This window comes from Paenarthrobacter nicotinovorans (assembly GCF_021919345.1).
Taxonomy (GTDB): domain Bacteria; phylum Actinomycetota; class Actinomycetes; order Actinomycetales; family Micrococcaceae; genus Arthrobacter; species Arthrobacter nicotinovorans.
On record NZ_CP089293.1, the window covers coordinates 1,640,188 to 1,667,120 of the forward strand.

At 64.6% G+C, this 26,933-nt stretch carries 21 protein-coding genes; 14 read left to right on the forward strand and 7 right to left on the reverse strand.

Annotated features, from left to right (window positions below):
- Positions 1-4 precede the first annotated feature (4 nt).
- Both JMY29_RS07690 and JMY29_RS07695 read right to left on the reverse strand, forming a co-directional pair.
- Entirely contained in the window at positions 5-634 is a 630-nt protein-coding gene (locus JMY29_RS07690) for an SIMPL domain-containing protein (RefSeq protein WP_189075785.1), read from the reverse strand.
- Positions 635-636: 2 nt separating this feature from the next.
- A complete protein-coding gene (locus JMY29_RS07695) occupies positions 637-1,083 on the reverse strand; it encodes a hypothetical protein (protein ID WP_189075784.1) in 447 nt (148 codons plus the stop codon).
- Between the two features lie 97 nt (positions 1,084-1,180).
- Here JMY29_RS07695 and JMY29_RS07700 point away from each other — a divergent pair, with 97 nt between their 5' ends.
- The 5 genes from JMY29_RS07700 to JMY29_RS07720 all read left to right on the forward strand — a co-directional run bounded on the left by JMY29_RS07700 (position 1,181) and on the right by JMY29_RS07720 (position 7,730).
- Positions 1,181-2,116 (forward strand): LppM family (lipo)protein, encoded by a 936-nt coding sequence (locus JMY29_RS07700; protein ID WP_229778599.1) that lies wholly within the window; start codon positions 1,181-1,183, stop codon positions 2,114-2,116.
- A gap of 197 nt (positions 2,117-2,313) precedes the next feature.
- Positions 2,314-3,375 (forward strand): phenylalanine--tRNA ligase subunit alpha, encoded by a 1,062-nt coding sequence (pheS, locus tag JMY29_RS07705; protein ID WP_055977887.1) that lies wholly within the window; start codon positions 2,314-2,316, stop codon positions 3,373-3,375.
- A 2-nt stretch (positions 3,376-3,377) separates the two neighbouring features.
- Complete coding sequence (gene pheT / locus JMY29_RS07710) at positions 3,378-5,921, forward strand: phenylalanine--tRNA ligase subunit beta (RefSeq protein ID WP_189075782.1); 2,544 nt, start codon at positions 3,378-3,380, stop codon at positions 5,919-5,921.
- Positions 5,922-6,097: 176 nt separating this feature from the next.
- The gene (locus JMY29_RS07715; protein ID WP_039240648.1) at positions 6,098-6,964 is read left to right on the forward strand and encodes a trypsin-like serine peptidase; all 867 of its coding nucleotides are present in this window, start codon (positions 6,098-6,100) and stop codon (positions 6,962-6,964) included.
- A gap of 130 nt (positions 6,965-7,094) precedes the next feature.
- Positions 7,095-7,730, forward strand: coding sequence for a 4'-phosphopantetheinyl transferase family protein (locus tag JMY29_RS07720; RefSeq protein ID WP_079582215.1), 636 nt, complete (start codon positions 7,095-7,097; stop codon positions 7,728-7,730).
- Here JMY29_RS07720 and JMY29_RS07725 read toward each other — a convergent pair.
- The 4 genes from JMY29_RS07725 to JMY29_RS07740 all read right to left on the reverse strand — a co-directional run bounded on the left by JMY29_RS07725 (position 7,727) and on the right by JMY29_RS07740 (position 15,346).
- A complete protein-coding gene (locus tag JMY29_RS07725; protein WP_189075781.1) occupies positions 7,727-9,064 on the reverse strand; it encodes a M1 family metallopeptidase in 1,338 nt (445 codons plus the stop codon). The genes JMY29_RS07720 and JMY29_RS07725 overlap by 4 nt on opposite strands.
- 11 nt (positions 9,065-9,075) lie before the next feature.
- Positions 9,076-13,032, reverse strand: coding sequence for a Pls/PosA family non-ribosomal peptide synthetase (locus JMY29_RS07730; RefSeq protein WP_189075780.1), 3,957 nt, complete (start codon positions 13,030-13,032; stop codon positions 9,076-9,078).
- A gap of 174 nt (positions 13,033-13,206) precedes the next feature.
- Positions 13,207-14,172 carry a quinone oxidoreductase family protein gene (locus JMY29_RS07735; RefSeq protein ID WP_189075779.1) on the reverse strand — a complete coding sequence of 322 codons (966 nt, stop codon included), beginning with the start codon at positions 14,170-14,172 and terminating at the stop codon, positions 13,207-13,209.
- Between the two features lie 85 nt (positions 14,173-14,257).
- A complete protein-coding gene (locus JMY29_RS07740) occupies positions 14,258-15,346 on the reverse strand; it encodes a fatty acid desaturase family protein (protein ID WP_018779111.1) in 1,089 nt (362 codons plus the stop codon).
- Between the two features lie 168 nt (positions 15,347-15,514).
- On the opposite strand from JMY29_RS07740, the gene argC reads away from it, so the two are divergent.
- The 9 genes from argC to JMY29_RS07785 all read left to right on the forward strand — a co-directional run bounded on the left by argC (position 15,515) and on the right by JMY29_RS07785 (position 25,118).
- Complete coding sequence (gene argC / locus JMY29_RS07745; protein ID WP_189075778.1) at positions 15,515-16,558, forward strand: N-acetyl-gamma-glutamyl-phosphate reductase; 1,044 nt, start codon at positions 15,515-15,517, stop codon at positions 16,556-16,558.
- Positions 16,555-17,721 (forward strand): bifunctional glutamate N-acetyltransferase/amino-acid acetyltransferase ArgJ, encoded by a 1,167-nt coding sequence (argJ, locus tag JMY29_RS07750; RefSeq protein ID WP_039240658.1) that lies wholly within the window; start codon positions 16,555-16,557, stop codon positions 17,719-17,721. The genes argC and argJ overlap by 4 nt, the downstream gene beginning before the upstream one ends.
- Before the next feature lie 11 nt (positions 17,722-17,732).
- Positions 17,733-18,689 (forward strand): acetylglutamate kinase, encoded by a 957-nt coding sequence (argB, locus tag JMY29_RS07755; RefSeq protein ID WP_018779114.1) that lies wholly within the window; start codon positions 17,733-17,735, stop codon positions 18,687-18,689.
- Entirely contained in the window at positions 18,686-20,020 is a 1,335-nt protein-coding gene (locus JMY29_RS07760; protein WP_237567111.1) for an acetylornithine transaminase, read from the forward strand. Before argB ends, JMY29_RS07760 begins: the two co-directional genes overlap by 4 nt.
- The gene (gene argF, locus JMY29_RS07765) at positions 20,017-21,018 is read left to right on the forward strand and encodes an ornithine carbamoyltransferase (protein ID WP_018779116.1); all 1,002 of its coding nucleotides are present in this window, start codon (positions 20,017-20,019) and stop codon (positions 21,016-21,018) included. The genes JMY29_RS07760 and argF overlap by 4 nt, the downstream gene beginning before the upstream one ends.
- A complete protein-coding gene (locus JMY29_RS07770) occupies positions 21,018-21,554 on the forward strand; it encodes an arginine repressor (protein WP_039240660.1) in 537 nt (178 codons plus the stop codon). Before argF ends, JMY29_RS07770 begins: the two co-directional genes overlap by 1 nt.
- Before the next feature lie 71 nt (positions 21,555-21,625).
- The gene (locus JMY29_RS07775) at positions 21,626-22,831 is read left to right on the forward strand and encodes an argininosuccinate synthase (RefSeq protein WP_018779118.1); all 1,206 of its coding nucleotides are present in this window, start codon (positions 21,626-21,628) and stop codon (positions 22,829-22,831) included.
- Positions 22,828-24,303: an argininosuccinate lyase gene (argH, locus tag JMY29_RS07780; RefSeq protein ID WP_189075777.1), complete on the forward strand. Its 1,476-nt coding sequence runs from the start codon at positions 22,828-22,830 to the stop codon at positions 24,301-24,303. The genes JMY29_RS07775 and argH overlap by 4 nt, the downstream gene beginning before the upstream one ends.
- 77 nt (positions 24,304-24,380) lie before the next feature.
- Positions 24,381-25,118 (forward strand): maleylpyruvate isomerase family mycothiol-dependent enzyme, encoded by a 738-nt coding sequence (locus JMY29_RS07785; RefSeq protein WP_189075776.1) that lies wholly within the window; start codon positions 24,381-24,383, stop codon positions 25,116-25,118.
- Between the two features lie 274 nt (positions 25,119-25,392).
- Here JMY29_RS07785 and JMY29_RS07790 read toward each other — a convergent pair whose 3' ends face one another.
- Positions 25,393-26,919 carry a DNA-3-methyladenine glycosylase 2 family protein gene (locus JMY29_RS07790; RefSeq protein WP_189075775.1) on the reverse strand — a complete coding sequence of 509 codons (1,527 nt, stop codon included), beginning with the start codon at positions 26,917-26,919 and terminating at the stop codon, positions 25,393-25,395.
- Positions 26,920-26,933 lie beyond the last annotated feature (14 nt).

Genomic DNA, 26,933 nt, shown 5'->3' on the forward strand with positions numbered 1-26,933 from the left:
TCCACTAGATAAGTTCCCATTCCACCGTGACGCTGGCGGAGATGACAGATTCACCGGCCTCAACCGGCAGGGTCTCTGCGACGTAGGACGCCCGGACCATTCCACCCATGGGAACCGGGCCGCTGTGTACCGGTTGCTGGGAGATGGACACCACGGATCCCAGCCGGGCGGAGGCCAGCGCCGCGTACTGTTCGGCCCGGGCCAAGGCATCCTGCCAGGCGGCTTCCTGGGCTTGTGCCGTGGCGCGGGAGGGGTCGGCCAGTCCTTGCTCCAGGCCGTTGATGCGGATGTCATCGCCGCCGGCTGCGACGGCTGCAGCAATTGCTGCCGGTGCGTCCCCATACGACCGGATACCGACGTGCAGTGTCGTGGACGCTACGTAAGCCGACACCTTCTGGCCTTGACCTTCAACCCACATCACATCGGCCCGCAGGTTCAGCCCGCTCGTCCGCAGGTCCCCGTCCCCGATACCCGCTGCTCGCAAGCTTGCCGCGACGGCGGCCGCTGACGTGCCGGCGTCGTCGTATGCTTTCGCCGCGGTTTCCCGTCGCGTCTCCACGCCCAAAGTCAGCGTCACCAGGTCCGGAGCAGCCGTTGCGCTCCCTGTACCCGTCACGGTGATGGTTCGCTCCATGGCTAAGCCTCGATTCGATCATGGGCAGGATGGTCCTGCCGGCGGTTGGTGGGTTCGATGTAGCCGCCTGCTTCCAGCCCGGCATGGCGCTCGAACCAGTTACCCAGTCCCGGATTACCGGTCCGGACCATCGACCAGCAGGCCGCAGCCCCGTAAAGGACCAGGAACGGAAGCCCGAGGCAATACGCATATTGCGTGCTGTGCCGTTCCTCGTGGCCCAGCAGCACAGGGTTGGTTCCGGCAACACCGTACGGAGCCCGGTACACAACCACGTTGCCGACGGTAAAGGCCCCGGCAAGGGGGAGCCTCCACTGGTAACCGGACGCAATCAGCAGGCCGCGCGGCCCGCGCGACAACTTCGACCGTGACGTGACGGCCACCGCCAGTCCGAGCGGAGTGGACAGGTTCAGGACGTTGGCGATCTGCCGGAGGCGTTGCGCGGGAGTCATGAAGCCATGCTAGACCCGCGGCGTGTGGCAGGGCGCGGACGGCAGGGATACGCTGTTCGAGCACTCACTCGTGCAGGGGATGAATGGGGAAAGAAACATGAACGTAAAACGCGCCATAGGCGTGCTCGGTGTGCTGATTGCCGTCATGGTGGCCTTGACCGGATGCGTCAAGCTCAACATGTCAGTCAAGGTCAATAACGAGAAAAGCGTCGACTACGAGGTTGTATACGCGATCCAAAAGTCGGTTCTGGGGGACAAGTCCTTCGACGACTTCATGAAGTCCAATGGCGGCGGCAGCCAGGAGATGGACATTCCTGAGGGTGCCACCGTGGTGGACTACGAAGACGACAAGTACAAGGGCAAACGGATCACGGCGGTGAACCTTGACCCGGCCAAACTGGCCGAATCGTCCAGCTCCGAGAACCCTTTTGATCTGAAAAGGGATGGAGATTTCTACGTCATGTCCATGGGAAGTGTTACGGGAGCTGACAGCAGCGATCCCCAGGCATCCGCCATGGCAAAGTCGATGTTCGACGAAGCGTCCGTCAAGTTCACGTTCCCCGGGAAGATCGTTGAAGCCAACGGTGCAGTCGTTGATGGCAACACGGCAACATTCGACATGCTGTCCATCAAGGAGACGGCTGTTCAGGTAAAGGCCGAGGCCAATGCCGGCATCCCGGGGTGGATCATCTGGACCCTCGTGGCCCTGCTGGTGGTTGCTGCGGCGCTGGTGCTGCTGTTCGTGCTGTTGCGCAGGAAGTCAGCCCGGCAGTCGCCGGCGCTCGCAGGCGCCCCAGTGTACGGCCAGGACGTGAACGGCCCGGGGCAGCCCGGTTACCCCGCGCCGCAGTCACCATCGGGACAGCCGGGGTACCCTGCGCCGCAGCCTGGCCAACCGGCCCAGCCGCCACAGCAGGACTGGGCCGGTCAGGGCTACACGCCCGGCGCGCAGTCCACGCCGCAGCACGGGAATGGTCACGACGACGGCCAGGTACCTCCGCCGCCGGCCGCACCACCGGCTTCGGGCGCCTAAGCGCCCGGCTGCGTACCGCCGTCGTGATGAAAAGCGGCGGCTGTTTCACATAGCGGGATGCGCGCGGGCGGGTTAAATCCCGCATGTGCGCTTCAACTAGACTGAGGGGTAGTGCCCGCCGTCCGCGGCGAGCACTACCCCTTTGTTTTGCAGGCCTGCATTGCCGGCCGCTCCCAACTCGTAGCTAAGAACAGTAGATGACTGACACTTTGCCAGGCGCCGCCATCCCGAATCCGCTGGATGAAGCCGCCATCAACGCCGCCGTCGAGGACGCCATCGCCGCAATTGCGGCCGCGTCTTCCCTTGATGAACTCAAGGCTGTCCGCCTCGCCCACACCGGCGAGAAGTCGCCCCTGAGTCTTGCCAACCGCGAAATCGGTGGCTTGGCCAAGGAACACAAGGCAGCTGCGGGCAAGCTCATGGGCTCCTCGCGTGGCCGGGTCAATCAAGCGCTCGCGGCAAGGACCCAGGTTCTGGAAGCTGAGAATGATGCCCGCATCCTGATCGAGGAAACGGTCGATGTTACAGCGGCCCCGCGTCGTCGCCGCGCCGGTGCCCGCCACCCGCTGTCCACCTTGCAGGACAGGGTGTCGGACATCTTCGTTGGCATGGGTTGGGAGATCGCCGAAGGACCCGAGGTGGAGTCCGAGTGGTTCAACTTCGATGCCCTGAACTTCAAGCCGGACCACCCGGCACGCGAAATGCAGGACACGTTCTTCGTGGAGCCTCCCGAGGCGCACCTGCTCATGCGTACGCACACTTCACCGGTACAGGTTCGTTCCATGCTGGAGCGCGAAGTGCCTATCTATGTCCTGTGCCCGGGCAAAGTGTTCCGGACCGACGAGCTCGACGCGACGCACACACCGGTGTTCCACCAGTTCGAGGGTCTCGCAATCGACAAGAACCTCAGCATGGCTGACCTGCGCGGCACGCTGGAGCATTTCGCACGCCAGATGTTCGGCGACGAAGCCTCCATCCGTCTGCGCCCAAACTACTTCCCGTTCACCGAGCCGTCGGCAGAACTCGACATCTGGCACCCGGGCGCCAAGGGCGGCCCACGCTGGATCGAGTGGGGCGGCTGCGGCATGGTCAACGCCAATGTCCTGCGGGCTGCCGGGATCGATCCGGACGTCTATTCAGGTTTTGCTTTCGGTATGGGCATTGAGCGCACGCTCATGTTCCGCAACGAGGTCGGCGACATGCGCGACATGATCGAAGGCGATGTACGTTTCAGCGAGCACTTCGGGATGGAGATCTAACAGTGCGTATCCCACTTTCCTGGTTGCGTGAGTTCGCGCAGGTTCCGGCCGAAGCTACGGCCGAAGATGTCATGGCTGACCTGGTCAAGGTCGGCTTTGAAGAAGAAGATGTCCACCGTCCCACCGATGAGCTGAAGGGCCCTGTGGTTGTTGGGCAGGTGCTGAGCCTGGTCAAGGAACCGCAGACCAACGGCAAGACCATCAACTGGTGCCAGGTCCGGGTTGTCCCAGAGGGCCAGGAGCAGACCCTCACCGGCAAGGGCATCGATCCCTCCGGCGTGCAGGGCATCATCTGCGGCGCCCACAACTTTGTTGAGGGCGACAAGGTTGTTGTTACCTTGCCCGGAGCCGTACTGCCCGGAAACTTCCAGATCTCGGCCCGCAAGACCTATGGCCACCTGTCTGCCGGCATGATCGCATCCGTGCGAGAGCTGGGCATCGGCGATGACCACGATGGCATTTTGGTCCTCTCCCGCATCGGCCTCGACCCCGAGATCGGCACTGACGCCATGGAGCTGCTGGGTCTGTACGACCAGGCAGCCGAAATCAATGTCACTCCGGACCGCGGCTACGCATTCTCCATCCGTGGGGTTGCCCGCGAGTACGCCCACGCCACGGGAACTTCGTTCGTGGATCCGGCGTCCAAGGTCAACGCGCCTGCTTCCCTGCAGGGTGGCTACGGAGTCAAGCTCAACGACGATGCTCCCATTTACGGCAAGCCGGGCTGCGATCGTTTCGTTGCGCGCACGGTCCGGGGCGTGGATGCCTCCCGCCCCACCCCGCCGTGGATGTCCTCACGCCTCCGCCTGGCCGGTGTACGTTCCATCTCGTTGCCCGTGGATATTTCCAACTACGTCATGTTGGAGCTTGGCCAGCCGAACCACTGCTACGACCTCGACAAGCTTTCGGGCGACATCGTTGTCCGCCGCGCGGTCGCGGGGGAGAAGATCACCACGCTCGATGACAAGGAGCGCACACTCGACGCCGAGGACCTGCTGATCACGGATGATTCGGGTGCGATCGGCATCGCAGGCGTGATGGGTGGCGCCTACACCGAGGTTTCCGATTCCACCACGAATATCCTTGTGGAAGCCGCGCACTTCGACGAAGTATCCATTGCCCGCTCACGCCGCCGCCACAAGCTGCCGTCCGAGGCGTCCAAGCGCTTCGAACGCGGTGTGGACTGGCATGTCGCCAACGTCGCTGCCCAGCGCGTGGTGGACCTCCTGGTGGAACTCGCCGGAGGTACCGCGGACGAGACCGGTACCGACGTCGGAACGGCGCCTGACGCCGTCGTGATTGAGCTGCCTGCTGGTTATGCTTCCGCGCGTATCGGCATCGACTTCACCGAAGATCAGATCACCACCTCCCTTGAGGACCTGGGGGCCGTGGTGGAGAAGACCTCCTCCGGTTACCGCGTGACTGCACCAAGCTGGCGCAACGACCTCGAAACCAAGGACGACCTCTCCGAGGAAATCGCCCGTCTTGTGGGCTACGACAACATCCCGGCCACCTTGCCGGTGGCTCCTCCGGGACGCGGATTGAGCCGCACGCAGCAGCAGAAGCGCCGCGTCGTGCAGGCCCTGGCCGATGCCGGGCTGACCGAGGTGCTGTCCTACCCCTTCGTCACGAAGGCAGCCAACGACGCCTTCGGAGTGGCGGAGGAAGGCGCTGCCCGTCCGGCGTTGAAGCTCGCCAACCCGATCAGCGAGGAACAGGGGTATCTCCGCACGTCCATCCTGCCGGGCCTGATTGAGGTGGCACGCCGCAACCACTCGCGCGGTTTCCGCGATCTTGCACTCTACGAGGCCGGCTCGGTCTTCCTGCCGGGTGACAAGCTCGGAACGGAGTCCATCCCGCCGTTGGGTGTCAAGCCCTCCGATGAGGTGCTGGATGCACTGTACGACGGCGTCCCCGACCAGCCGCTGCACATCGCCGCGGTCCTGACCGGTCATGATTCTCCGGCTGCCGCCACGCACAAGCCTCGTGCCTGGGACTGGGCCGACGCCCTGGACGTGGCCCGGCTGATCGCTGACGTTTTGGGCGTTGAACTGGTTGTCAGCCAAGGCAGCCACCAGGCATTCCATCCCGGGCGCGCGGCGCAGCTCGCACTGCGCAACGGCGACGTGGTTGGATACGCAGGGGAACTCCACCCCAAGCTCCTTGCTGCGCACGACATGCCTGCGCGTTCAGTAGCGGTTGAGGTGGATGTCGATGCCTTGTTCGAAGCTGCCGCCGACGTGATTGTCGCCAAGCACATCTCCGGGTTCCCGGTGGCGACGCAGGACGTTGCCCTGGTAGTTCCCCTGGACGTGCCGGCCGATCAGGTCCTGTCCGCACTCCGTGAGGGTGCAGGTGAGCTCCTTGAGGACGTCTCGTTGTTCGACGTCTACGTGGGCCCGGGCATCGATGACGGTAAGAAGTCGCTCGCCTTCGGCCTGCGGTTCCGCGCAAACGACCGCACCCTGACGGCGGATGAGGCTTCGGAGGCCCGCGCTGCTGCCGTGGCCGTAGCCGCCGACCGCTTTGGAGCTGTCCAGCGCTAACTCGAATCAAGAAAACCCCGGGACTGCTGTCCCGGGGTTTTCTATTTAACGAGATTCAACTCCCAACATCTTGACAGGCTGTTCACATGTGTATGACAGTTTTGTCATACACATGTGAAGCATGTGTATCACATCCCTCGAACGGTTCCACGGGAGCCGTCCTTTGAAAGGTACCCATGAAGAAGCAGAACATTGCTGTGCTTGTCGGGGCTGCAGTTGTGGCTTTGACGTCCTCGCTTGGTGGAGCTGCGGTAGCGTCAGAGCCGACGCCCCAGGCCGCCATTTCCGGGGTGCAGCCTGTGTCGCACACGGTGGACAAGACGCAGACGTCAGGGTCCGCGGCATCTCCGCTGGCCGACAAGTACACGCTGGCGATGCCCTCCAAGGGTGGCGGCGCTTCCACGGACTCAGTCATCGGCGCTGATGGCAGGGTACGGATCACGAACACCACGGCCGCGCCCAACCGCTCGATCGTGCAGATCGAATTCAACGGAGGCTACATCTGCTCCGGCGCCCTCATTTCGGATGACACCGTGCTGACCGCGGGCCACTGCGTGCACGAAGGTGGCACGGGTTCCACGGCGGATTACTCCTGGGGTGTGAAAGTGGCTCCCGGCCGGAACGGATCAACTGATCCTTACGGTACCTGTGGAGCTACCCAGCTCCTGACGGATCAGCGCTGGATTGATTCAGCCAACACCAATGCCGACTGGGGAGTCATCAAGCTCGACTGCACCATCGGCAACACCACCGGCTGGCTGAACTACACCGGAACGACCACCAGCCTGAACGGAACCACCGCGACGGTCCGGGGCTATCCCGGTGACAAGGCCTTCGGCACCATGTGGTCCATGACCGGTTCCATTGACAGCACCCAGGCCGAGAAGGTCTTTTACAAGATGGACACCTACGGCGGCCAGAGTGGCGCACCCGTCTACAACAGCTCCAACACCATCGTGGCCATCCACACCAACGGAGGCAGCTCGAACTCAGGCACGCGCATCACGCCCACCCTGGCGAGCTACCTGAACTCGGTGAAGTAGCGCCGGTGGGTTAACTCAGCAACAGTGTTCCCCGCAGCAATCCTGGCTGCGGGGAACACTGTTGTTTGCCCGGTAAACATCACCACCACGCTACAGTTTGCTGGGGACAAAGCCGCGAAAGGGGGGAGTGATGGACGAGCCTGTACTTGAGTTGCGCAGGCTGGACGAAGTTCCAGCTGCCGAGCGCTTCACACGACTCGGCAAACCCGCCCAGCAACGTGCGCTCCATTTAGCCAACCCCAAGGACCGTGAAGAATTCGTCGCTGGCCGGCTGGCCCTGCTGAATTTTGCCGCCTCGCTTCTCGACGTCGATCCCGTACACCTCGGGCCTGATTATCATTGCCCGCAGTGCGGTCCCGGCCAGGATCACGGCCGCCCCGGCTTCCTTCTCGACGGCGGTCCGGCGCCTCTGCTGCTGAGCGCATCCCGGGCGTCGGGCTGGGTGCTGCTGGCCGGCGTCGTGCATCCAACAGATGGCTCCCGGCTGGGAGTTGATCTGGAAGCGATAGAGGGGGTTGGCTTCGACGGATTCGATGACGTGGCCCTGACTGAAAGCGAGAAGCGTTTCCTGGTGTCCTTCCCGGAACAGGACCAAGCCACGCAGCGGGCCCGGCTCTGGGCACGCAAGGAAGCCTGGCTGAAGATGACAGGCGAGGGCCTGAGGCATAACCCTGCGGAGCTGGATGTGCTGGGCCTGCCCGGTCTGCACGACATCACCCACATGCAACTACCTGACGGACTGGTGGCCGCCCTGGCCCTGGGCTAACGTGCTGCAGGCAGCGGCGGAAGCGCGGCTTCGTACAGCCAGGGCCGGAGAATTCCAGCAGCACCGATCCCCGGAATGAAGGCGTCTGCAGCTGCAATGAACGATTCCGTGGATACTGACCCGTGCCGGTTCGAGGCGGTCCACTCCTGCAGGAAGCCAAAGAACGCTTCATCCCCGGCAGCCATCCGCAGAGCGTGGACGGCCAGCGCCCCGCGCTTGTAGACACGGTCATCGAACATCAGCTCCGGGCCGGGGTCGCCCACCAGCAGGTCCTGCGGCCCGGCATCGAGCCTCTTCCATGCAGCCGATGCCCGCGCCGCAACAGTCATGGTGCCGGATTCCTCGGACCACAACCATTCGGCGTAGCAGGCAAATCCCTCATGAAGCCAAATGTCCTTCCAGTTGCTGACCGTCAGCGAATTCCCAAACCATTGGTGGGAGAGCTCGTGGGCGATCAGCCGCTGGGAATCCCAGGCATCCTTCATGTGGTTTCGGCCGAAAATGGAGACCGTCTGGGCTTCCAACGGAATTTCCAGCTCGTCTTCAGTGACCACCGAGGTGTAGTCCGCGAACGGGTACGGGCCGAAGCAGTCCTCGAATGTCCGCATCATGTCCGGTTGGCGACGCAGGCCCTGAAGGGCGTCCCCGGTCATTTCAGGAGTCACGGCAACGTACTGGGGGACCCGGTGGTGTGCGCCGTCCAACTGCAGCGGCACTTTGGCGTAACGGCCTATTTGAACGGTGGCCAGGTAGGTCGCCATCGGCTCAACCTGCTCGTAGACCCACGTTTCCCGGCTGGATTTGCGGGAATGGGACACGAGCCTGCCGTTGCATACCGGGCGGTAGTTCTCGTCAGTGGTCACGGAAATCAGGAAGCTGGACTTGTATCGGGGGTGGTCATTGCAGGGGAACCATGAGGCCGCGCCGTTGGGCTGGCCGGCCACCAGTACGCCGTCGTTCAGTTCTTCCCAACCCACGTCGCCCCACAACCCGCGCCGTGGTTGCGGATTGCCGTCATAGCGGATCTCCAGGGAAAACTGCTGCCCGGTTTTGAGGGCCGAGGCCGGATTGAGGACCAGGTGCTCGGCACGGTGGCTGAATTTCTGCACCTTCTTGCCGTCCATATGCACCTTCGACGCCCGCAAGCCCACCAGGTCCAGGACAATCTGTGTGCTTGCTTCCAAAGCTGTGCACTTCAGGACCGCTCTGCCCATCAGCTTGTTGCTGCCCAGCCTGACATCGAGCTCCAGCTCGTATCGGTCCACGCGGTAGCGCGTGCTTCCGTGGTCCAGGGTGTAGGGGTCGGGACTGGGGGTGCTGATGGGTGCGGTCATTAGCTCCCAATCTACTTGAGACGGGGAGCTTGTGCTGACGGACCCACCCACTGGCTCACCGGGTTACCCATCCAGTACGTCCCCGCGGGGACGGTTTCGCCGCGCATGACCAACGACGCCGGACCAACAGTCCCGCCGTCACCGATACTGGCCGCGGGGAGGATGACGCCGTGCGGCCCCATCGTGGCCCCATTGCCCAGTGTCACGGTGTCCAGGCTCATGACGCGATCATGGAACAGGTGCGTTTGGACGACGCAACCCCGGTTGACGGTGGAGTTCTCGCCCAAGGTTACGAGGTCGGCTTCGGGCAGCCAATAGCTTTCGCACCACGTGCCGCGGCCAATCTTTGCGCCGAGGCCGCGGAGCCACCACACCAGGGCCGGAGTGCCCGCCGCCGACCTGGCAAACCACGGCGCGCTGACCATTTCGATGAAGGTGTCCACCACCTCGTTGCGCCAAATGAACGAACTCCACAGGGGGTGTTCGCCGGCCCGGATGGTTCCCACCAGAACCCATTTGGCAACAATGGAGCTGAGCGCTGCCACCGCTCCAGCGGCCAGCATCACGATGCCGCAGAGCAGGGCGGCAATCCAGTAGCCCCATCCGCGCGCGATCCAGTCCAGGAACACCATGACGGCCACGGCGATGGAAACAGTGAGGATGACGGGCACCAGCCGGCACAGTTCCCACAACGCCCGTGCCAGTTTGAGTTTGAACGGCGGCTTGAAGGTGCGGCTCTGGTCAGCGTCGACGGCGGTGCGGCGCAACCTCACAGGCGGGCTGCCCAGCCACGATGTTCCAGACTTCGCTTTGGCCGGGGTGGCTGACAATACCGCGACGAGGGAATTCTTGGGCACATTGCGTCCGGCAGCAGTCATGCCCGAGTTGCCGAGGAAGGAGCGTTTCCCGATCTTGGCCGGGGCAATCTTCATCCAGCCGCCACCGAGTTCGTAGGAAGCCACCATGGTGTCGTCGGCGAGGAACGCGCCGTCGCCGATGGTGGTCATCCTGGGGACCAGCAACACCGTCGAGGCTTCCACGTTCTTGCCCACTTTGGCTCCCAGCAAGCGCAACCAGACAGGTGTGAACAGGCTGGCGTAGATGGGGAAGAGAAGGTCCCGTGCCATGTCCAGGAGGCGTTCAGTTGCCCACACCTGCCAGCCGATGCGGCTGCGGACGCGGTAATGCCCCTCTTTGAGTCCCACACCCAGGAGCCTGGCCATCAAAAGAATCAGAAGGAGGTTACCGAGGAACCACACCAGCGCTGCCAACGGTGCGGACAGGGCGATCCCGGGGAGCGCGGTTTCCAAGGAATCGTGTCCTTGGATGAAGGCGAGGATGACCATGGCACCGGCGAAGGCAGAGATGTAGGGGATCAGGGCGAGCAGGGCCGACGCGCCAGCAAAAGCAAGGAGCCACAGCCGGTCGACCGCCGAACGACGGATCATCGCTTCGGGCCAATCGTGTTTGGCCTTGCCGCGCCGTTCCGCCGGTGACCCCGCCACCAGATGGCCGGCCTTGACCTTGCCGAAAACTGCGGAGCCAGGCTCTACGTGGGCCCCGGCGCCGATGCTGGCTCCAGGCATGAGCGTGCTGCGGGAACCCACAACGGCGCCCGCACCAACATGGACCTGGCCAATGTGGACCGAATCGCCATCCACCCACCAGCCGGACAGGTCCACCTCGGGCTCAATATTGGCTCCGCTGCCCAGTGACAGGAGGCCAGTGACGGGCGGAAGTGAGTGAAGGTGCACGTCCCGGCCGATTTTGGCGCCGAGGGCACGCGCGTAGTAAGGAACGAACGGAGCGCTGGCCAGCCCGATGGCGCCGGACAGGTCCTGGATCTGTTCGGCCAGCCACAGCCGCAAGTGGGTCTTGCCGGACCTGGGGTAGGTACCGGGCTCGACCCTTCCCAGCAGCAATCGTGCCGCCACCACGGAGATGGCCATGCGTCCCAGTGGGCTGACGAAGATCAGCCAGGACAAGCCGATCCACCACCAGGACACGACCGGAGCGGCAGAAAAACCGGCGAAGTCAGCCAGCAACTTGTTGGCAGCCATGAGATAGGTCAGCCAACGCATTCCCACTAGGATGTGCAACGGAACGCCCATCAGGACTTGGAAGATCTGCGACTTCAAGGCGGTGGGGCGGACGGTTCGCTCGGCAGCGGGACCCGGGGCGCCGCCGTCGGGAAGTGACTGGCGGGCGGCGTCGATCAGTGCGCCGACGCGCGGTGTCGCGTAAATATCGGCGACGGTAATGGTGGGGTACCTGACGCGAAGGGCTGAGACGAGCTGGGCCGCTGCCAGGGACCCGCCACCATAGGCGAAGAAATCGGCGTCGAGCGAACTCACGGGACTGCCGAGGACCGCTTCCCATTGCTCCACCACCCAGCGGGCGTCATCGGGCAGGTTCAACGGGGCGTTGCTCGCCTCCGTAGCGCCGGCGCCGGCCAGCGGCCAGGGGAGCGCGTGGCGATCCACCTTGCCGCTGGTCTTGGTGGGCAACGAATCCACCACGGTCAGCAAGGGGATCAACGCAGCCGGAAGGCTTTCGCCAAGCAACCTGCGGGCTTCGTCCATGCTCAGCTCGTAACCGTCAACGGGAGCCAGGTAGCCCACCAGGATCTGGTTGCCGGCGGCGGTCGTCTGCACGGCAGCAGCCGCACCGGCGACGCCGGGCAAGGACTGCAACGCTGCATCCACCTCGCCCAGTTCAATCCTGCGCCCGCCGAGTTTGACCTGTTCATCGGCCCGGCCCATGAAGATCAGGCCCTCGGCTTCGAACCGCACCAGGTCACCCGAACGGTAGGCCCGGTCCCAGCCCAGCGTGGGCATGGGTGCGTACTTCTCGGCGTCCTTGGCGGGATCGAGGTAGCGCGCAAGGCCGACGCCGCCGATGATGAGTTCGCCGATGTCACCTTCGGCGACCGGAACACCACTGGAATCGACGACGGCGAGGTCCCACCCGTCCAGCGGAAGCCCGATCCGCACGGGGCCGGGTCCGCCCAAGGGAGCGGCACACGCAACGACGGTGGCTTCCGTGGGGCCGTAGGTGTTCCAGACTTCGCGACCGTCCACAGCGAGCCGCTCGGCGAGCTCCGGAGGGCAGGCTTCGCCACCGAAAATGAGAAGACGTACGTTTTCCAGTGCCTCGGCCGGCCACAGGGCGGCGAGCGTCGGCACTGTGGACACCACGGTGATGCCGTGGTTGATCAGCCAGGGACCGAGGTCCATTCCGGTGCGAACCAGAGCGCGGGGAGCAGGCACCAGACACGCGCCATGGCGCCAGGCCAGCCACATCTCTTCGCACGAGGCGTCGAAGGCCACCGAGAGGCCGGCAAGCACCCGGTCCTGGGGGCCGATGGGTTCGGCCTGGAGGAAGAGCCTGGCTTCGGCGTCCACGAACGCGGCGGACGAACGGTGCTTGACGGCCACACCCTTGGGAGTGCCGGTGGAGCCCGAAGTGAAAATGATCCACGAATCATCGTCCAGCCCAGGTCTTGCCGGATTGGAGAGAGGTTCGCGCGAAGCATCGGAAAGCCGGACGTCCAGCCCCGCACCGATGACTGCCGCCACTTTGGCCTCCCCGAACACCAAGCGTGCCCGTTCCTCGGGATCGTCGGCGTCGACGGGCACGTAGGCGGCCCCGGCCATCAGGATGCCGAGGATAGCCACGTAGAGCTCATTGGTTCCGGAAGGGATGCGGACACCGATTTTCGCACCAGGGCCCAGACCCGCTGCGTTCAGGGTCCGGGCAAAAGAGCTGACGGCGGCGAGAAGTTCGGTGTAGCTAAGTGACTTGTGGCCGTCGTCCAGCGCTGAGGACTCCGGAAAGGAAGCCGCGGTGGCCTCCAGGATGTCCACGAGGGTACGTTCGGCAGGTGCTGCGGTGCCGCCCGGCAGCTGGGGGCGGTACGTGGTCAGGGCAGGCGTCTGCCCGGCCCCCACGGAATGTTCTGTGCTCACGGGCTCAGCTTTTCGCAGGAAGGTGAACAAAAGATGTCGGTGGCTTCTTGCCCGTCACAGTCCGTTGCTGCGATGTTCGCCGGAACGTCACCGGGAGTTTGGGGCCGGGCGCTGCCCCTACGGGACAAGCCGGTCGTCACAGGACAAGCCGGTCGTCATGGGACAAGCCGGCCGTCACGGGACCAGCAGGACCTTGCCGGTGGTCCGGCGTCCCTCCAGGTCCCTGTGGGCCTGGGCCGCTTCGGCCAGGGGGTACGTGGCGCCGACCCTGACAGCAAGAGTGCCGTTGGCTGCGGCGTCGAAAATTTCGGCCGAGCGCCACCGGCGTTCCTGGGCATTCTGTACAAAGTGCGCCATGGTGGGCCTGGTGAGTGTCAACGAGCCTGCCGCGTTCAACCGCTGTGGATCAAACGGCGGCACCGGTCCCGAGGCTGCGCCGAACAGCACCATGGCCCCACGGATCCGCAGGCTTCTCAGAGAGTCATCGAAGGTGTCCTTGCCAACGCCGTCGTAGACGACGTTGACGCCCTCGCCGTCGGTGAGTTCACGGACCTTGTCGGCGAAGCCCTCATAGCGCAGGACGTCATCAGCCCCGGCGAGAGTGGACAGATCGGCCTTCTCGTCGGAGGACACGGTGGTGATGACCCGGGCCCCGCGGGCCTTCAGCAGTTGGGTCAACAGCAGGCCTACTCCGCCGGCTCCGGCGTGCAGAAGCACCGTGTGGCCGGGCTCAACCCGGAAAGAGGAGTTCATCAGGTAGTGGGCCGTTATTCCCTGCAGCGGCAGGGCGGCGGCGGTGTGGTCATCGACGCCGGCAGGAACCGGGAGCGCCCTGGCGGCGTCCACCAGGGAGTACTCCGCGTAGGTCCTGGTTCCTTCGGCCGTGGCAATGCGGTCGCCGATGGCAAACTCTTCAACGCCCTCGCCTACTGCCTCCACGACGCCGGCTGCTTCGGCGCCGGGGGTGAAGGGGTAGTCCACCTTGTAGGTGCCATTGCGCTGGTAGGTCTCGATGAAGTTGACCCCGGCAGCTGCGACTTTGATCAGCAGCTGCCCGGGGCCCGGTGCCGGTACTTCGACGGAAGCGAACTCGAGGACCTCCGGTCCTCCGGGCTGCTGTGCAACGATTGCGTGCGTCATGGTGGCTCCTTACTCCGGGGCGGACCTTCCGGTGCCCGGTTCCAGAACCCATCCTAGGGAGGTTGGGGCCTCCCGTGTCGAACGCCTAGAAGCGTCCGTGCGTCGATGCCACGGGGCAATCGAATCCGCGGCCCGCTGCCAGGCCGACTTCGTTCAGGTACCGGACCACGATGCCGTAGGACTGCATCAGCGTGGTTTCGGTGTAGGAGATCGAATGCTTGGCGCAGAATTCGCGGACGATCTTTGTGGCCTTGTACAAGTGGGGGCGGGCCATGTCCGGGAACAAGTGGTGCTCCACCTGCCGGTTGAGTCCGCCCAGGAGGAAGTCCATGAAGATGCCGCCGGAGATGTTGCGCGAGGTCAGGATCTGACGGTTGAGGAAGTCCACGCGGCTGTCCTTGGGGAGGACGGGCATGCCCTTGTGGTTCGGCGCAAACGAAGCTCCCATGTAGAAGCCGTAGACCATGATCTGGACACCGAGGAAGGCAAAAGCCATCCCGATGGGCAGGAAGGTGAAAGCCAGTACGGGAAGGGCCGTGAGTCTTGCCAGCAGGATGGGTGCCTCTACCCAGCGGTGACGTACGTTCTGCTTGCCGAGCACGAAACGAAGAGAGTCGAACTGAAGGCTCAGGCCAAGCAACGTCAGGAGGGGGAAGAAGAACCACCCCTGCTTCTTGGTGAGGAACGCCAGGCGGCCCTTGCGTTCTGCCGCTGCATCCTCGTAGAAGACCAAGGCGTTGTTCCGGATGTCGGGGTCCTTGGAAATGACGTTGGGGTGGTTGTGGTGGGCGCCGTGTTTCTGTTCCCACCAGGAGTAGCTGATGCCGGCAATGCCTGTGGCCAGGAGACGGGCTGACCAATCGTTGGCGCGGCGTGAAGCGAAGATCTGCTTGTGTCCGGCCTCATGGGCCAGGAAGCTGAGCTGCGTGCAGAGAATACCGACTGCGGCGGCGATGAGGAGTTGGTACCAGGACTCACCCAAGAGGGCGAAGCCGAGCCAGGTGCCGGCCATGAGCAGTATCAGGGCTACGAAAACCCAGATGTAGAAGCCGCTGCGGCGCTCAAGGAGCCCTGCGGATTTGACGGTCTTGAGGAGCTCTGAGTAGCTCTGAACGACGGGATTTGGCTGAATTGCGCGTGCTTTGGGGCGCTCAGCGGTGGACGTGGGTGCCATATATGTGCCCCGTATCGCTAACGGGCAACGCTGCAGCCGACGTTCGGACTGCACGGTCTGGATCACCCTCCACTAAGCATACGCGCAATGTCCTAACAAATGTGACAGCTCACATTGGGCATGCATAAATATCGGACAGCATGAATATTCTTGCTGTATAGTGGAGTTATGACTATTTCTGTTGCCGTCTCCGGTGCCAGCGGCTACGCCGGGGGAGAAGTGCTGCGCTTGCTTGCGGGCCATCCGAACGTCACCATCGGTGCCATTACCGCACACAGCAACGCCGGTTCCAGACTAGGGGAGTTGCAGCCACATCTCCACGGTTTGGCCAGCCGGATACTGGAAGACACCACGGTGGAGAACCTCTCCGGCCATGACGTTGTGTTCCTGGCCCTGCCGCACGGCACTTCTGCCGGGATCGCGGCACAGTTGCCGGAAGGCACTGTAGTCATCGACGCCGGCGCGGACCACCGCTTGCAGGACGCCTCAGCGTGGGAGAGGTTTTACGGCTCCGAACATGCGGGCACCTGGCCGTACGGCCTGCCCGAACTGCCGGGCCAGCGCGAGGTTCTCAAGGGCGCAACCCGGATCGCCGTGCCTGGCTGCTATCCGACGTCGGCCCTGCTGGCCTTGACGCCAGGGTTCGCCAACAATCTCCTCCAGCCGGACGACGTCGTGATTGTTTCCGCCTCAGGCACCTCGGGTGCCGGCAAAGCGGCCAAGGTCAACCTGATCGGCTCGGAGGTCATGGGTTCCATGAGCCCCTACGGCGTGGGTGGCGGTCATCGCCACACGCCTGAGATCGAACAGGGACTGTCCAATGCAGCAGGGGAATCCGTGACAGTGTCGTTCACCCCTACGCTCGCTCCGATGAGCCGCGGCATCCTCACCACTGCTACAGCGAAAGTGCGGCTGCAGGATGGTCGCAGTGTCACTGAAGCAGAGCTTCGCCAGGCGTGGGCTGATGCCTACGACGACGAACCGTTCGTGCACCTGCTGCCCGAGGGCCAGTGGCCAACCACCAAGTCGGTGCAGGGTTCCAACCATGCCGTCATGCAGCTGGCGTTCGACCAGCACACCGGCCGTGTCATCGTCACCTGCGCCATCGACAACCTCACCAAGGGGACAGCCGGCGGAGCCGTGCAGTCCATGAACATTGCCCTCGGCCTGGACGAAACAGCCGGCCTGAACCTGCAGGGAGTTGCACCGTGACCATTACCGCACCCAAGGGATTCCGGGCCGCCGGCATCACAGCCGGCATCAAGGCCTCAGGCAAGCCGGATCTGGCACTCGTCGTCAACGATGGTCCGTCCAAGGCGGCCGCCGCGGTTTTCACCTCCAACCGCGTGGCAGCTGCCCCTGTTCACTGGTCCCGCCAAGTTGTCAGCGATGGCCGCGTGGATGCCGTAGTGCTGAACTCCGGCGGCGCCAACGCCTGCACCGGCCCGCAGGGCTTCCAGAACACCCACGCAACCGCTGAGAAAGTGGCGGCGGTGCTGGGAATCTCAGCTTCCGACGTCGTGGTGTGCTCCACCGGGCTGATCGGCGAGCAGCTGCCCATGGACAAGATCATCCCGGGTGTCGAAGCCGCCGCCAAGGAGCTCTCCGAGGACGGTGGCGCAGCCGCGGCAACCGCCATCATGACCACGGACAGCGTCTCCAAGGAAGCTGTCTTCGCGGGTAAGGATGCAGAAGGCAAGCCGTTCACCGTCGGCGGTATCGCCAAGGGTGCGGGGATGCTGGCACCAGGCCTGGCCACCATGCTGGTGGTCCTTACCACCGACGCTGAAGTACCGGCGAACGAGCTCGACGTAGTGCTCCGGGACGCCACGCGCGTCACGTTCGACCGTGCAGACTCGGATGGCTGCATGTCCACGAACGACACCGTGGTGCTGCTCGCTTCAGGTGCTTCCGAGGCCCTGCCGTCGGCAGAGCAACTCAGCGAAGCGGTAACCGCCGTCTGCGCTGAGCTTGCCCGCAAGCTGATCGGCGACGCCGAAGGTGCCAGCCACGACATCGCCATCCGCACCTTCAATGCCGCCAGCGAACGTGACGCTGAAACCGTCAGCCGCTCCGTGGCCCGCTCCAACCTCTTCAAAGCGGCCATCTTCGGCAAAGACCCCAACTGGGGCCGCGTGCTGTCCGCCGTAGGAACCACCGACGCTGTGTTCGAAGCGGACCAGCTCAACGTCGCCATGAACGGCATCCAGATCTGCCGCAACGGTGCGATCGGTGATGACCGGAACCTGGTGGACCTCGAACCGCGCGAAGTGCTCGTGGAAATTGATCTCCAGGCCGGCGACGCCGAAGCGACTATTTGGACCAACGACCTCACGCACGACTACGTGCACGAGAACAGCGCCTACTCGAGCTGAGCGGAATGACGATGACTGCGCACACCCGCGAGAAGACTGCACCGGGCTACGTCTCGGCCGAATCAGCACAGGACAAGGCTGGCACGCTGATCGAGGCTTTGCCTTGGATCCAGCGTTTCGCCGGCACCACCATGGTGATCAAGTACGGCGGAAACGCCATGGTCAACGATGACCTTCGGCGTGCCTTCGCCGAGGACATCGTGTTCCTCCACCACGTAGGTATCCACCCGGTGGTGGTCCACGGCGGAGGTCCCCAGATCAACTCAATGCTGGGCCGGCTCGGCATCGAGTCCGAGTTCAAAGGCGGCCTGCGCGTCACCACCCCCGAAGCCATGGACGTTGTCCGCATGGTCCTCACGGGCCAGGTAGGACGCGAACTCGTTGGCCTCATCAACTCCCACGGACCGTACGCGGTGGGCATGTCCGGCGAAGACGGTGGACTGCTGCGCGCCGTCCGGACCGGCACCGTGGTGGACGGCGAGGAAGTAGACCTCGGCCTGGTGGGCGAAGTCGTCGGCGTGGACCCCGCTGGTATCACGGACATCCTCGACGCCGGCCGCATCCCCGTGATTTCTACGGTCGCCCCCGAGATCACTGAGGAAGGCAACGGTTTCCAGACCACAGGGCAGGTCCTCAACGTCAACGCGGACACCGCCGCAGCCGCGGTAGCGTCAGCCTTGGGCGCAACCAAGCTGGTCATCCTCACCGACGTCGAAGGCCTCTACGCCAACTGGCCGGACAAGTCCTCGCTGATCTCCTCCCTGACGGCCTCCGAACTCCGTGAAATGCTGCCCCGCCTCGAGTCCGGAATGATCCCGAAGATGGCCGCGTGCCTGAAGGCCATCGACGAAGGCGTGGAACGCGCACACATCGTCGACGGCCGCCTGCCGCACTCGATGCTGCTGGAAACCTTCACGACGGCGGGCATCGGCACCCAAGTTGTCCCCGACGAGGAAGTGAACGCATGAGCGAAACTGTTGGCCTCAGCCCGACCGGCGATGGACCCCCCGCCCGCTTCGCGGTGCCCGACCACACCCGGGGGTCCATCGCCGGATCGGACGCCAAAGCTTCCGTCATTACTGGAGTGAGTAATGGCGCGGACTGGCTTGCCCGGTACTCGTCGTCGCTCATGGGTGTCTTCGGGACCCCGCAGCGGGTTCTTGTCCGTGGCGCCGGCTGCCTTGTGTGGGACGCCGACGGCAAGGAATACCTGGACCTCCTGGGCGGTATCGCCGTGAACGCGCTGGGCCACGCCCACCCGTTCGTCACCTCGGTGATTTCCAGCCAGTTGGCCACGCTGGGCCATGTCTCCAACTTCTTCACCAGCCCCACCCAGATTGCCCTTGCCGAGAAGCTGCTGTCCCTGAGCAAGGCACCGGCCGGGTCCAAGGTGTTCTTCGCGAACTCCGGCACGGAAGCGAACGAGGCGGCCTTCAAGCTCGCGCGGCGGAACAACGCCGACGGCAAGCGCACCAAGATCATTGCCCTTGAAGGCGCCTTCCACGGCCGCACCATGGGTGCTTTGGCGCTCACTGCCAAAGAAGCCTACCGTGCGCCCTTCGAGCCACTGCCCGGTGGCGTGGTCCACATCCCGTTCAACGACATCGACGCCTTGCGCGCCGCCGTCGATGATTCCACCGCGGCCGTATTCCTGGAACCGATCCAGGGCGAAGCAGGCGTCCGGCCCCTCAGTACCGAATACCTGCGGGCTGCCCGTGAGGCCACCAGCGCCGCGGGCGCGCTGCTGATCCTGGACGAAGTCCAAACAGGCATCGGCCGCACCGGCAAATGGTTGGCAAGCGAAGACGCGGGCATCGTGCCCGACGCCGTGACCCTCGCCAAGGGACTCGGTGGCGGCTTCCCCGTAGGAGCTCTGGTCACGTTCGGCAGTACGACGTCGGCTCTGCTCACCGCCGGGCAGCACGGCACCACTTTCGGCGGAAACCCCGTGCCCACCGCCGCCGCGCTTGCCACGCTTCACGCGATCGAAAGCCAGGGTGTCCTGCAGAATGTGCTCGCTGTTGGAGCGCACCTGCGCGACGGCCTCGCCGCACATGAGGCTGTGACCGAAGTCCGCGGAGAAGGCCTTCTCATCGGCTTTGACGTGGACGCCGACGTAGCACCGGCCATGGTGACAGCGGCCCTGGATGCCGGATTCATTATCAACAGCCCCGGCCCGCGGACCATCCGCCTGGCGCCCCCGCTGATCCTGACCATCGAACAGGCAGACCGGTTCCTGACCGCCCTGCCGGCATTGATCTCCACGGCCAAGGCCACGACTTCCAAGGACAACAAGTGAGCATTTCCACCCGTCACTTCCTCAAAGACACCGACCTGAGCCCGGCTGAGCAGGCCGAGGTTCTGGAACTCGCAGCCCGGATGAAGGCCGCGCCGTACAGCGTGCAGCCCTTCGCCGGGGAAGGCAACGGCCGGAAGACGGTCGCGGTGATCTTCGACAAGACGTCCACCCGGACACGTGTCTCCTTCGCCACGGGCATCGCCGACATGGGTGGCAACGCCTTGATCATCAATCCCGGTGAAGCGCAGATCGGTCACAAGGAATCCGTGGAGGACACCGCGAAGGTCCTGGAGCGCATGGTCTCCACCATTGTGTGGCGCACCGGAGCCCACTCGGGCCTGGTGGCCATGGCGGAAAACTCCAAGGTCCCCGTCATCAACGCCCTGTGCGACGACTACCACCCGTGCCAGCTCCTTGCCGACCTCCTGGCCGTCAAGGAACACAAGGGGGAGCTCGCAGGATTGACCATGGCCTACTTGGGTGATGCTGCGAACAACATGGCCAACTCCTACCTCCTGGCGGGAGTTACCGCGGGAATGCACGTCCGCATCTCCGGTCCCGAAGGCTACCTCCCGGCACCGGAAATCGTCGCGGCCGCGGAAGAGCGCGCCGCTGAAACCGGTGGTTCCGTCCTGATCACCAGCGATGCCGCCGAAGCCCTCAAAGGTGCAGATGTCGTGGCAACGGACACCTGGGTGTCCATGGGCCAGGAAGCGGAGAAGGAAGCACGCCTGCAACTGTTCCGCGACTACTCCGTGGACGAGGCTGCCATGGCGCAGGCCGCGCCGGACGCCGTCGTCCTCCACTGCCTCCCGGCATACCGCGGTTACGAGATTTCGGCCGGCGTCATTGACGGACCGCAGTCCATCGTCTGGGATGAGGCAGAGAACCGGCTCCACGCCCAGAAGGCCCTCATGGCCTGGCTGATGCACCGCTCCGGACTTGCGTTCGTTGAGGGCCTTTCTCCCGTCGAAGGTACTGGGGAGAGCACGTTCTAGTGTCCGCCAACCCGTCCGTGCCGGGCGCAAGCCCGGCCACCAAGACCGCCCGGCAGGCCCGCATCACTGCGATCCTGACGGGTGAGTCCGTGCGCTCCCAAGCAGAGCTTGCAGCCCTGCTCGCGGACGACGGCGTGCAGGTCACCCAGGCCACACTGTCCCGCGACCTCGTGGAACTGGGCGCGGTGCGCGTCCGCGGCAAGGATGGAGCATTGGTCTACGCCGTGCCGGGGGAGGGCGGCGACCGCAACGCCAAGAGCGGGGTCACCCAGGAAATTCTCGACGCGCGGCTGACCCGGCTCTGCGGCGAACTCCTGGTAACCGCCGAGGCATCGGGCAACATCGTGGTGCTCCGCACCCCGCCGGGGGCAGCGAACTTCCTGGCACTGGCCGTTGACCACTCCGTGATGCCGTCGGTATTGGGTACGATCGCAGGCGACGATACTTTGCTGCTGGTCGCACGGGATCCCGATGGCGGGGCAGAGCTAGCGGCCAGATTCCTGCGGATGGCCGAGGAAGCCGGCCCCGGCAACTAACTGCTTTACACCGCACTGATTCACACAGCATTTGATTCGAATGAACCAAGCAACAACAAAGGAGCACTCTCGTGACTGAGCGCATTGTTCTGGCCTACTCCGGTGGCCTTGATACGTCCGTAGCCATCGGCTGGATCGGTGAAGCCACCGGTGCCGAGGTCATCGCCGTGGCCGTTGACGTCGGACAGGGTGGCGAGTCCCTGGAGACCATCCGCCAGCGCGCCCTCGGCTGCGGCGCCGTCGAGGCCTACGTCGCGGACGCCCGCGACGAGTTCGCCAACGAGTACGCCATGCCGACGCTGAAGGCCAACGCGCTCTACCAGGGACACTACCCGCTGGTTTCGGCGATCTCCCGTCCGGTCATCGTGAAGCACCTGGTGAAGGCTGCCCGCGAATTCGGCGCCACCACCGTTGCCCACGGCTGCACCGGCAAGGGCAACGACCAGGTCCGCTTCGAAGTCGGCATCCAGACCCTCGGCCCGGACCTGAAGTGCATCGCACCCGTCCGCGACCTCGCACTGACCCGCGACAAGGCCATCGCCTTCGCTGAGGAAAAGGGCCTGCCGATCGAGACCACCAAGAAGAACCCGTACTCGATCGACCAGAACGTCTGGGGACGCGCCGTCGAAACCGGTTACCTCGAGGACATCTGGAACGCTCCCACCAAGGACATCTACGACTACACCGCCACCCCGGAATTCCCGCCGGCACCGGACGAGGTCACCATTTCCTTCCAGGCCGGCGTGCCGGTAGCCATCGACGGCGTCAAGGTCACCCCGCTGCAGGCCATCCAGGAACTCAACCGCCGTGCGGGCGCGCAGGGCGTTGGCCGCATCGACGTCGTCGAGGACCGCCTTGTGGGCATCAAGTCCCGCGAAATCTACGAAGCCCCGGGTGCCATGGCGCTGATCACCGCGCACAAGCACCTCGAGGACATCACCATCGAGCGCGAGCAGGCCCGCTTCAAGGCCACCGTTGGCCAGCGCTGGGCAGAACTCGTGTACGACGGACAGTGGTTCTCCCCGCTCAAGCGCTCCCTGGACGCCTTCATCGAGGACACCCAGAAGTACGTCTCCGGTGACATCCGCATGGTCCTCCACGGCGGCCAGGCAGTCGTCAACGGACGTCGCTCCGAGACCTCGCTTTACGACTTCGACCTCGCCACCTACGACACCGGCGACACCTTCGACCAGTCCATGGCACGCGGCTTCATCGAGCTGTGGGGCATGTCCTCGAAGGTAGCATCCGGCCGCGACCTCCGCGTCGCAGGCGAGTGACGCCGCAGCAGGGCCCCGGGACGCAGGGGTCCCCGGCCGAGCGTAGCGAGGTAGGGGAGCGTTCAGGGACAAATGAAGGTGCACTGTGGGGCGGCCGGTTCGCCGGCGGCCCCGCGGATGCGCTGGCCGCACTGAGCAAGTCCACCCACTTTGATTGGCGGCTTGCCCGTTACGACATCGCCGGTTCCAAGGCCCACGCCCGCGTGCTGGCCAAGGCCGGACTGTTGGACGACGCCGAGCTCGAAGGCATGCTCGCAGCCCTCACGCAGTTGGACGAAGACGTCGCGAGCGGCGCCTATCTCCCGGCCGAGAGCGACGAGGACGTGCACGGGTCACTGGAACGCGGACTGATTGAGCGTGCCGGGACCCAGCTGGGCGGCAAGCTCCGCGCCGGCCGTTCACGCAACGACCAAGTGGCCACCCTTGGCCGCATGTTCCTGCGGGACCACGCCCGGATCATCGCCCAGGGTGTCCTTGCCACCATCGATGCCCTCGTTGAGCAGGCAAAGGCACACCATGGTGTCGCCATGCCTGGCCGTACCCACTTGCAGCATGCCCAGCCGGTTCTCCTGAGCCACCACCTGCTGGCCCATGCCTGGGCTTTGCTGCGTGATGTGCAGCGGCTCCAGGACTGGGACAAGCGCGCCGGTGTTTCGCCATATGGTTCCGGTGCCTTGGCTGGTTCGTCCCTTGGGCTGGATCCTGAGGCTGTTGCCGCGGACCTCGGTTTCTTCTCGGCCGTGCACAACTCGATCGACGGCACTGCTTCACGTGATGTCTTTGCCGAGTTCGCCTGGGTTTGCTCCATGATTGGCGTTGACCTGTCCCGGATTTCCGAGGAAGTCATTTTCTGGGCCACCAAGGAGTTCTCCTTCGTCACGCTGCATGACTCGTACTCCACGGGGTCCTCGATCATGCCGCAGAAGAAGAACCCGGATGTTGCCGAGCTCGCGCGCGGCAAGGCGGGACGCCTCATCGGCAACCTGACCGGCCTCCTCGCGACGCTCAAGGGCCTGCCGCTCGCGTACAACCGCGATCTGCAGGAAGACAAGGAGCCGGTCTTCGACGCCGCAGACACCCTGGAGCTCTTGCTCCCGGCCGTGTCCGGCATGATCGCCACGCTCACGTTCAACACCGAGCGGATGGAATCACTGGCACCCCAGGGCTTTGCGCTGGCGACCGATATCGCCGAATGGCTGGTCCGCCAGGGCGTTCCGTTCCGCGAGGCGCACGAGCTCTCCGGGGCAGCGGTGAAGCAGGCCGAAGGCCGGGGCGTGGAACTGTGGGATCTCACGGACGAAGAGTACGCAGCGATTTCGGAGCACCTGACGCCCGAGGTCCGCTCTGTGCTGAGCACCGAAGGTTCCCTCAACAGCCGCAACTCGCAAGGCGGAACCGCACCGGCCGCCGTCGAACGCCAACTGGCTGCTTTGGAAGCTGAACTGGACGCGGCGCGCTCCTACGCGTTGTAACCCTCGTCCGCCGGGAGCGGGACGGTGCCTGAAGGCGCCGTCCCGCTCTTCGTTTAACTCTGCGTTAGCATGGCGATATGACCCGGATCACCCCAGAGACGCTGCCCGCAGAGCTTCACAAAGCCGCCGGCACCGTCACCCGACTCCTTGCCAAAATGGACGACGCGTCCGTAGCCGAACCCTCGGAACTTCCCGGTTGGACCCGCGGACACGTCCTTGCCCATATCAGGGGCATTGCCGACGCGATGGCACGCCAGCTCGAATATGCACGCCGTGGAGAGACCATCGAACTGTACGACGGCGGCATGGAGGGACGCACGAAAGCGATTGAACTGGCCGCCGGTCACAGCCTTGCGCAGCACACGGAGTCCGTCACCGCTGCGCTGGATTCCGCCCTCGCCGCATTCGACGCCTTGGGTCCTGACGACTGGCAAGCCCGGATTGCCTATCGGGACGGAACAGTCCTCGACGGCGGCCTGGCGCTGTGGCGCGAACTCGCCATCCATGCCGCGGACCTGCGTCTCGGATTCGGACCGGAGACCTGGAGCCGCCCGTTCTGCGAACACCTCGTGGGTTTCCTGGCCGCGCGCGTGCCCGGGAAATACAAGCTGGTCCTGCAGCCTACCGGCCTTCCGCAGCTGAGCATCGGCAGCGGTGGCACGTCGATTGCGATCACCGGCATGCTGACGGACATCGCAGCGTGGTTGGCGGGTCGCGAACCGAGCCTCGGCAGCCTCCGGGCAACTGCGGCCGCCGACGGCGTCGAACTGCCCGAACTTCTGCCCTGGCCGGCCGCCCAACCCGCTGCCCGTTAGTCCACCGACGCTTCTTCACGTTCCGCGTGTTTGGTGCGGTCGCTTCCTCACGTTCCGCGTGTTTGGTGCGGTCGCTTGCTCACGTTCCGTGTGTTTGGTGCGGTCGCTTGCTCACGTTCCGTGTGTTTGGTGCGGTCGCTTGCTCACGTTCCGCGTGTTTGGTCCGGTCGCTTGCTCACGTTCCGTGTGTTTGGTGCGGTCGCTTGCTCACGTTCCGCGTGTTTGGTCCGGTCGCTTGCTCACGCCCAGTCGACTCAACGGCGCGACGCCGGCACTAGGCGTGGGTGCCGACGCCGGCTGCCGTGCGGGCGGGACGGACCGCAACGGGCTTTGCCGCTGCCCGCCACAAATGCATGGTGGCGTAGGAGCGCCAAGGGCTGACTTCCCGGAAGTCGGCACTGAGTCCCGCCCCTGACGGAAGGACCTTCAAGCCGTTCCGGACCGCAGCATCGTTGGCCAGCAGAATGTCCGGAGCGCCGAGCACGCGCATCGCGACGTATCCCACGGTCCACGGCCCCACCCCGGGCAAGGGGAGCAGCTTGCGTCCAAGGCTTTCGACGTCGTCGCCGTAGTCGAAATCAAGTGTCCCGGTAGCCATGGCCTCCGCAGCTGACACGATGGAGTCGATGCGACGCCGGGGTCCCCGGATCAGGGCCCGGCCGTGCTCGGCGAGTTCTGCCGCCGTCGGAAACAGTCGATCCAAACCCGGTCCGCCCACACCGGCGGGGGAGCCGGCGTCCGATAACTGCGTGAGGGCCGTGCGGGCGGCGGCGACGGTGATCTGTTGACCGATCATCGCCCGGATCAGTAGTTCCTGGGGATCCACCGCGCCGGGAACCCGGATACCGGGAATGGCCGGGATTCTGCCGGACAGACGGGGGTCTATGGCAAGGGCGTCATCGATCGCCTGCGGATCGGCGTCGAGGTCGAACAGTCTCCGGACCCGGCTCAACAGTGCGGGGAGGTCGTGGAGATCCAGGGCGTTGACCGTCAGTTGCAGGGGCTTTCCACGGGATTCGGGGTTGAAGGAGACAGAGAAGGATGCGTTGCCTCGAGGCAGGCGCAGGGTGCGTGCGTAGCTCCGGGTTCCGTCCGCCGAGGTGTCCGCAGACTCGATGCCGGGAACTGCGCGTACTGCCAGGAAGTCGAAGATTCCGGGGTCGAACGGTTCCCTATAGGGCAGGTTCAGTGTCAGCGCCGAGGGCGTGGCCTCCGAAACCCCGGCACCACGGCGCAGGCCGGTCTTCGCCCCGGTGGCGCGCAACGCCGTCGGGGTCATGGCGAACACTTCACCGATGGTGTCGTTGAATTGGCGCACGCTGTTGAACCCGGAAGCGAATGCGACATCTGCCAAAAGCATGTCCGTAGAGACCAACAGGGTCCTGGCCGTCTGTGCTCTGCTTGCCCGTGCAAGGGAGAGCGGGCTCGCGCCCAGTTCATCGCTGAGGATGCGGTTGAGATGGCGGGCTGAGTACCCCAAACGGTGCGCCAGGCCATCGACGCCTTCGCGGGTTATGACACCGTCGTTGATCAATCGCATGGCGCGGCCGGCGATATCGGAACGGAGGTTCCACGCGGGCGTCCCGGGAACCGCTTCGGGCAGGCATCGCTTGCAGGCCCGGTAGCCGGCCTCGTGCGCTGCCGCCGATGTTTCATAGAACGTGACGTTCTCGGCCTTGGGTGTCCGGGCGGGACATGATGGCCTGCAATAGATGCCGGTGGACCTGACGGCTGTGAAGAATTGACCGTCGAACCGGGTGTCGCGGGCGTCGATTGCCCGGTAGCGCTGCCAGAAGTCCATGGCTTCATCCTGCC

Coding starts and splice junctions, on each gene's coding strand:
- JMY29_RS07690 (WP_189075785.1), bottom strand. CDS start 634: ATGGAGCGAACCATCACCGTGACGGGTACAGGGAGCGCAACGGCTGCT.
- JMY29_RS07695 (WP_189075784.1), bottom strand. CDS start 1,083: ATGACTCCCGCGCAACGCCTCCGGCAGATCGCCAACGTCCTGAACCTG.
- JMY29_RS07700 (WP_229778599.1), top strand. CDS start 1,181: ATGAACGTAAAACGCGCCATAGGCGTGCTCGGTGTGCTGATTGCCGTC.
- pheS (WP_055977887.1), top strand. CDS start 2,314: ATGACTGACACTTTGCCAGGCGCCGCCATCCCGAATCCGCTGGATGAA.
- JMY29_RS07715 (WP_039240648.1), top strand. CDS start 6,098: ATGAAGAAGCAGAACATTGCTGTGCTTGTCGGGGCTGCAGTTGTGGCT.
- JMY29_RS07720 (WP_079582215.1), top strand. CDS start 7,095: ATGGACGAGCCTGTACTTGAGTTGCGCAGGCTGGACGAAGTTCCAGCT.
- JMY29_RS07725 (WP_189075781.1), bottom strand. CDS start 9,064: ATGACCGCACCCATCAGCACCCCCAGTCCCGACCCCTACACCCTGGAC.
- JMY29_RS07735 (WP_189075779.1), bottom strand. CDS start 14,172: ATGACGCACGCAATCGTTGCACAGCAGCCCGGAGGACCGGAGGTCCTC.
- JMY29_RS07740 (WP_018779111.1), bottom strand. CDS start 15,346: ATGGCACCCACGTCCACCGCTGAGCGCCCCAAAGCACGCGCAATTCAG.
- argC (WP_189075778.1), top strand. CDS start 15,515: ATGACTATTTCTGTTGCCGTCTCCGGTGCCAGCGGCTACGCCGGGGGA.
- argB (WP_018779114.1), top strand. CDS start 17,733: ATGACTGCGCACACCCGCGAGAAGACTGCACCGGGCTACGTCTCGGCC.
- JMY29_RS07760 (WP_237567111.1), top strand. CDS start 18,686: ATGAGCGAAACTGTTGGCCTCAGCCCGACCGGCGATGGACCCCCCGCC.
- JMY29_RS07785 (WP_189075776.1), top strand. CDS start 24,381: ATGACCCGGATCACCCCAGAGACGCTGCCCGCAGAGCTTCACAAAGCC.
- JMY29_RS07790 (WP_189075775.1), bottom strand. CDS start 26,919: ATGGACTTCTGGCAGCGCTACCGGGCAATCGACGCCCGCGACACCCGG.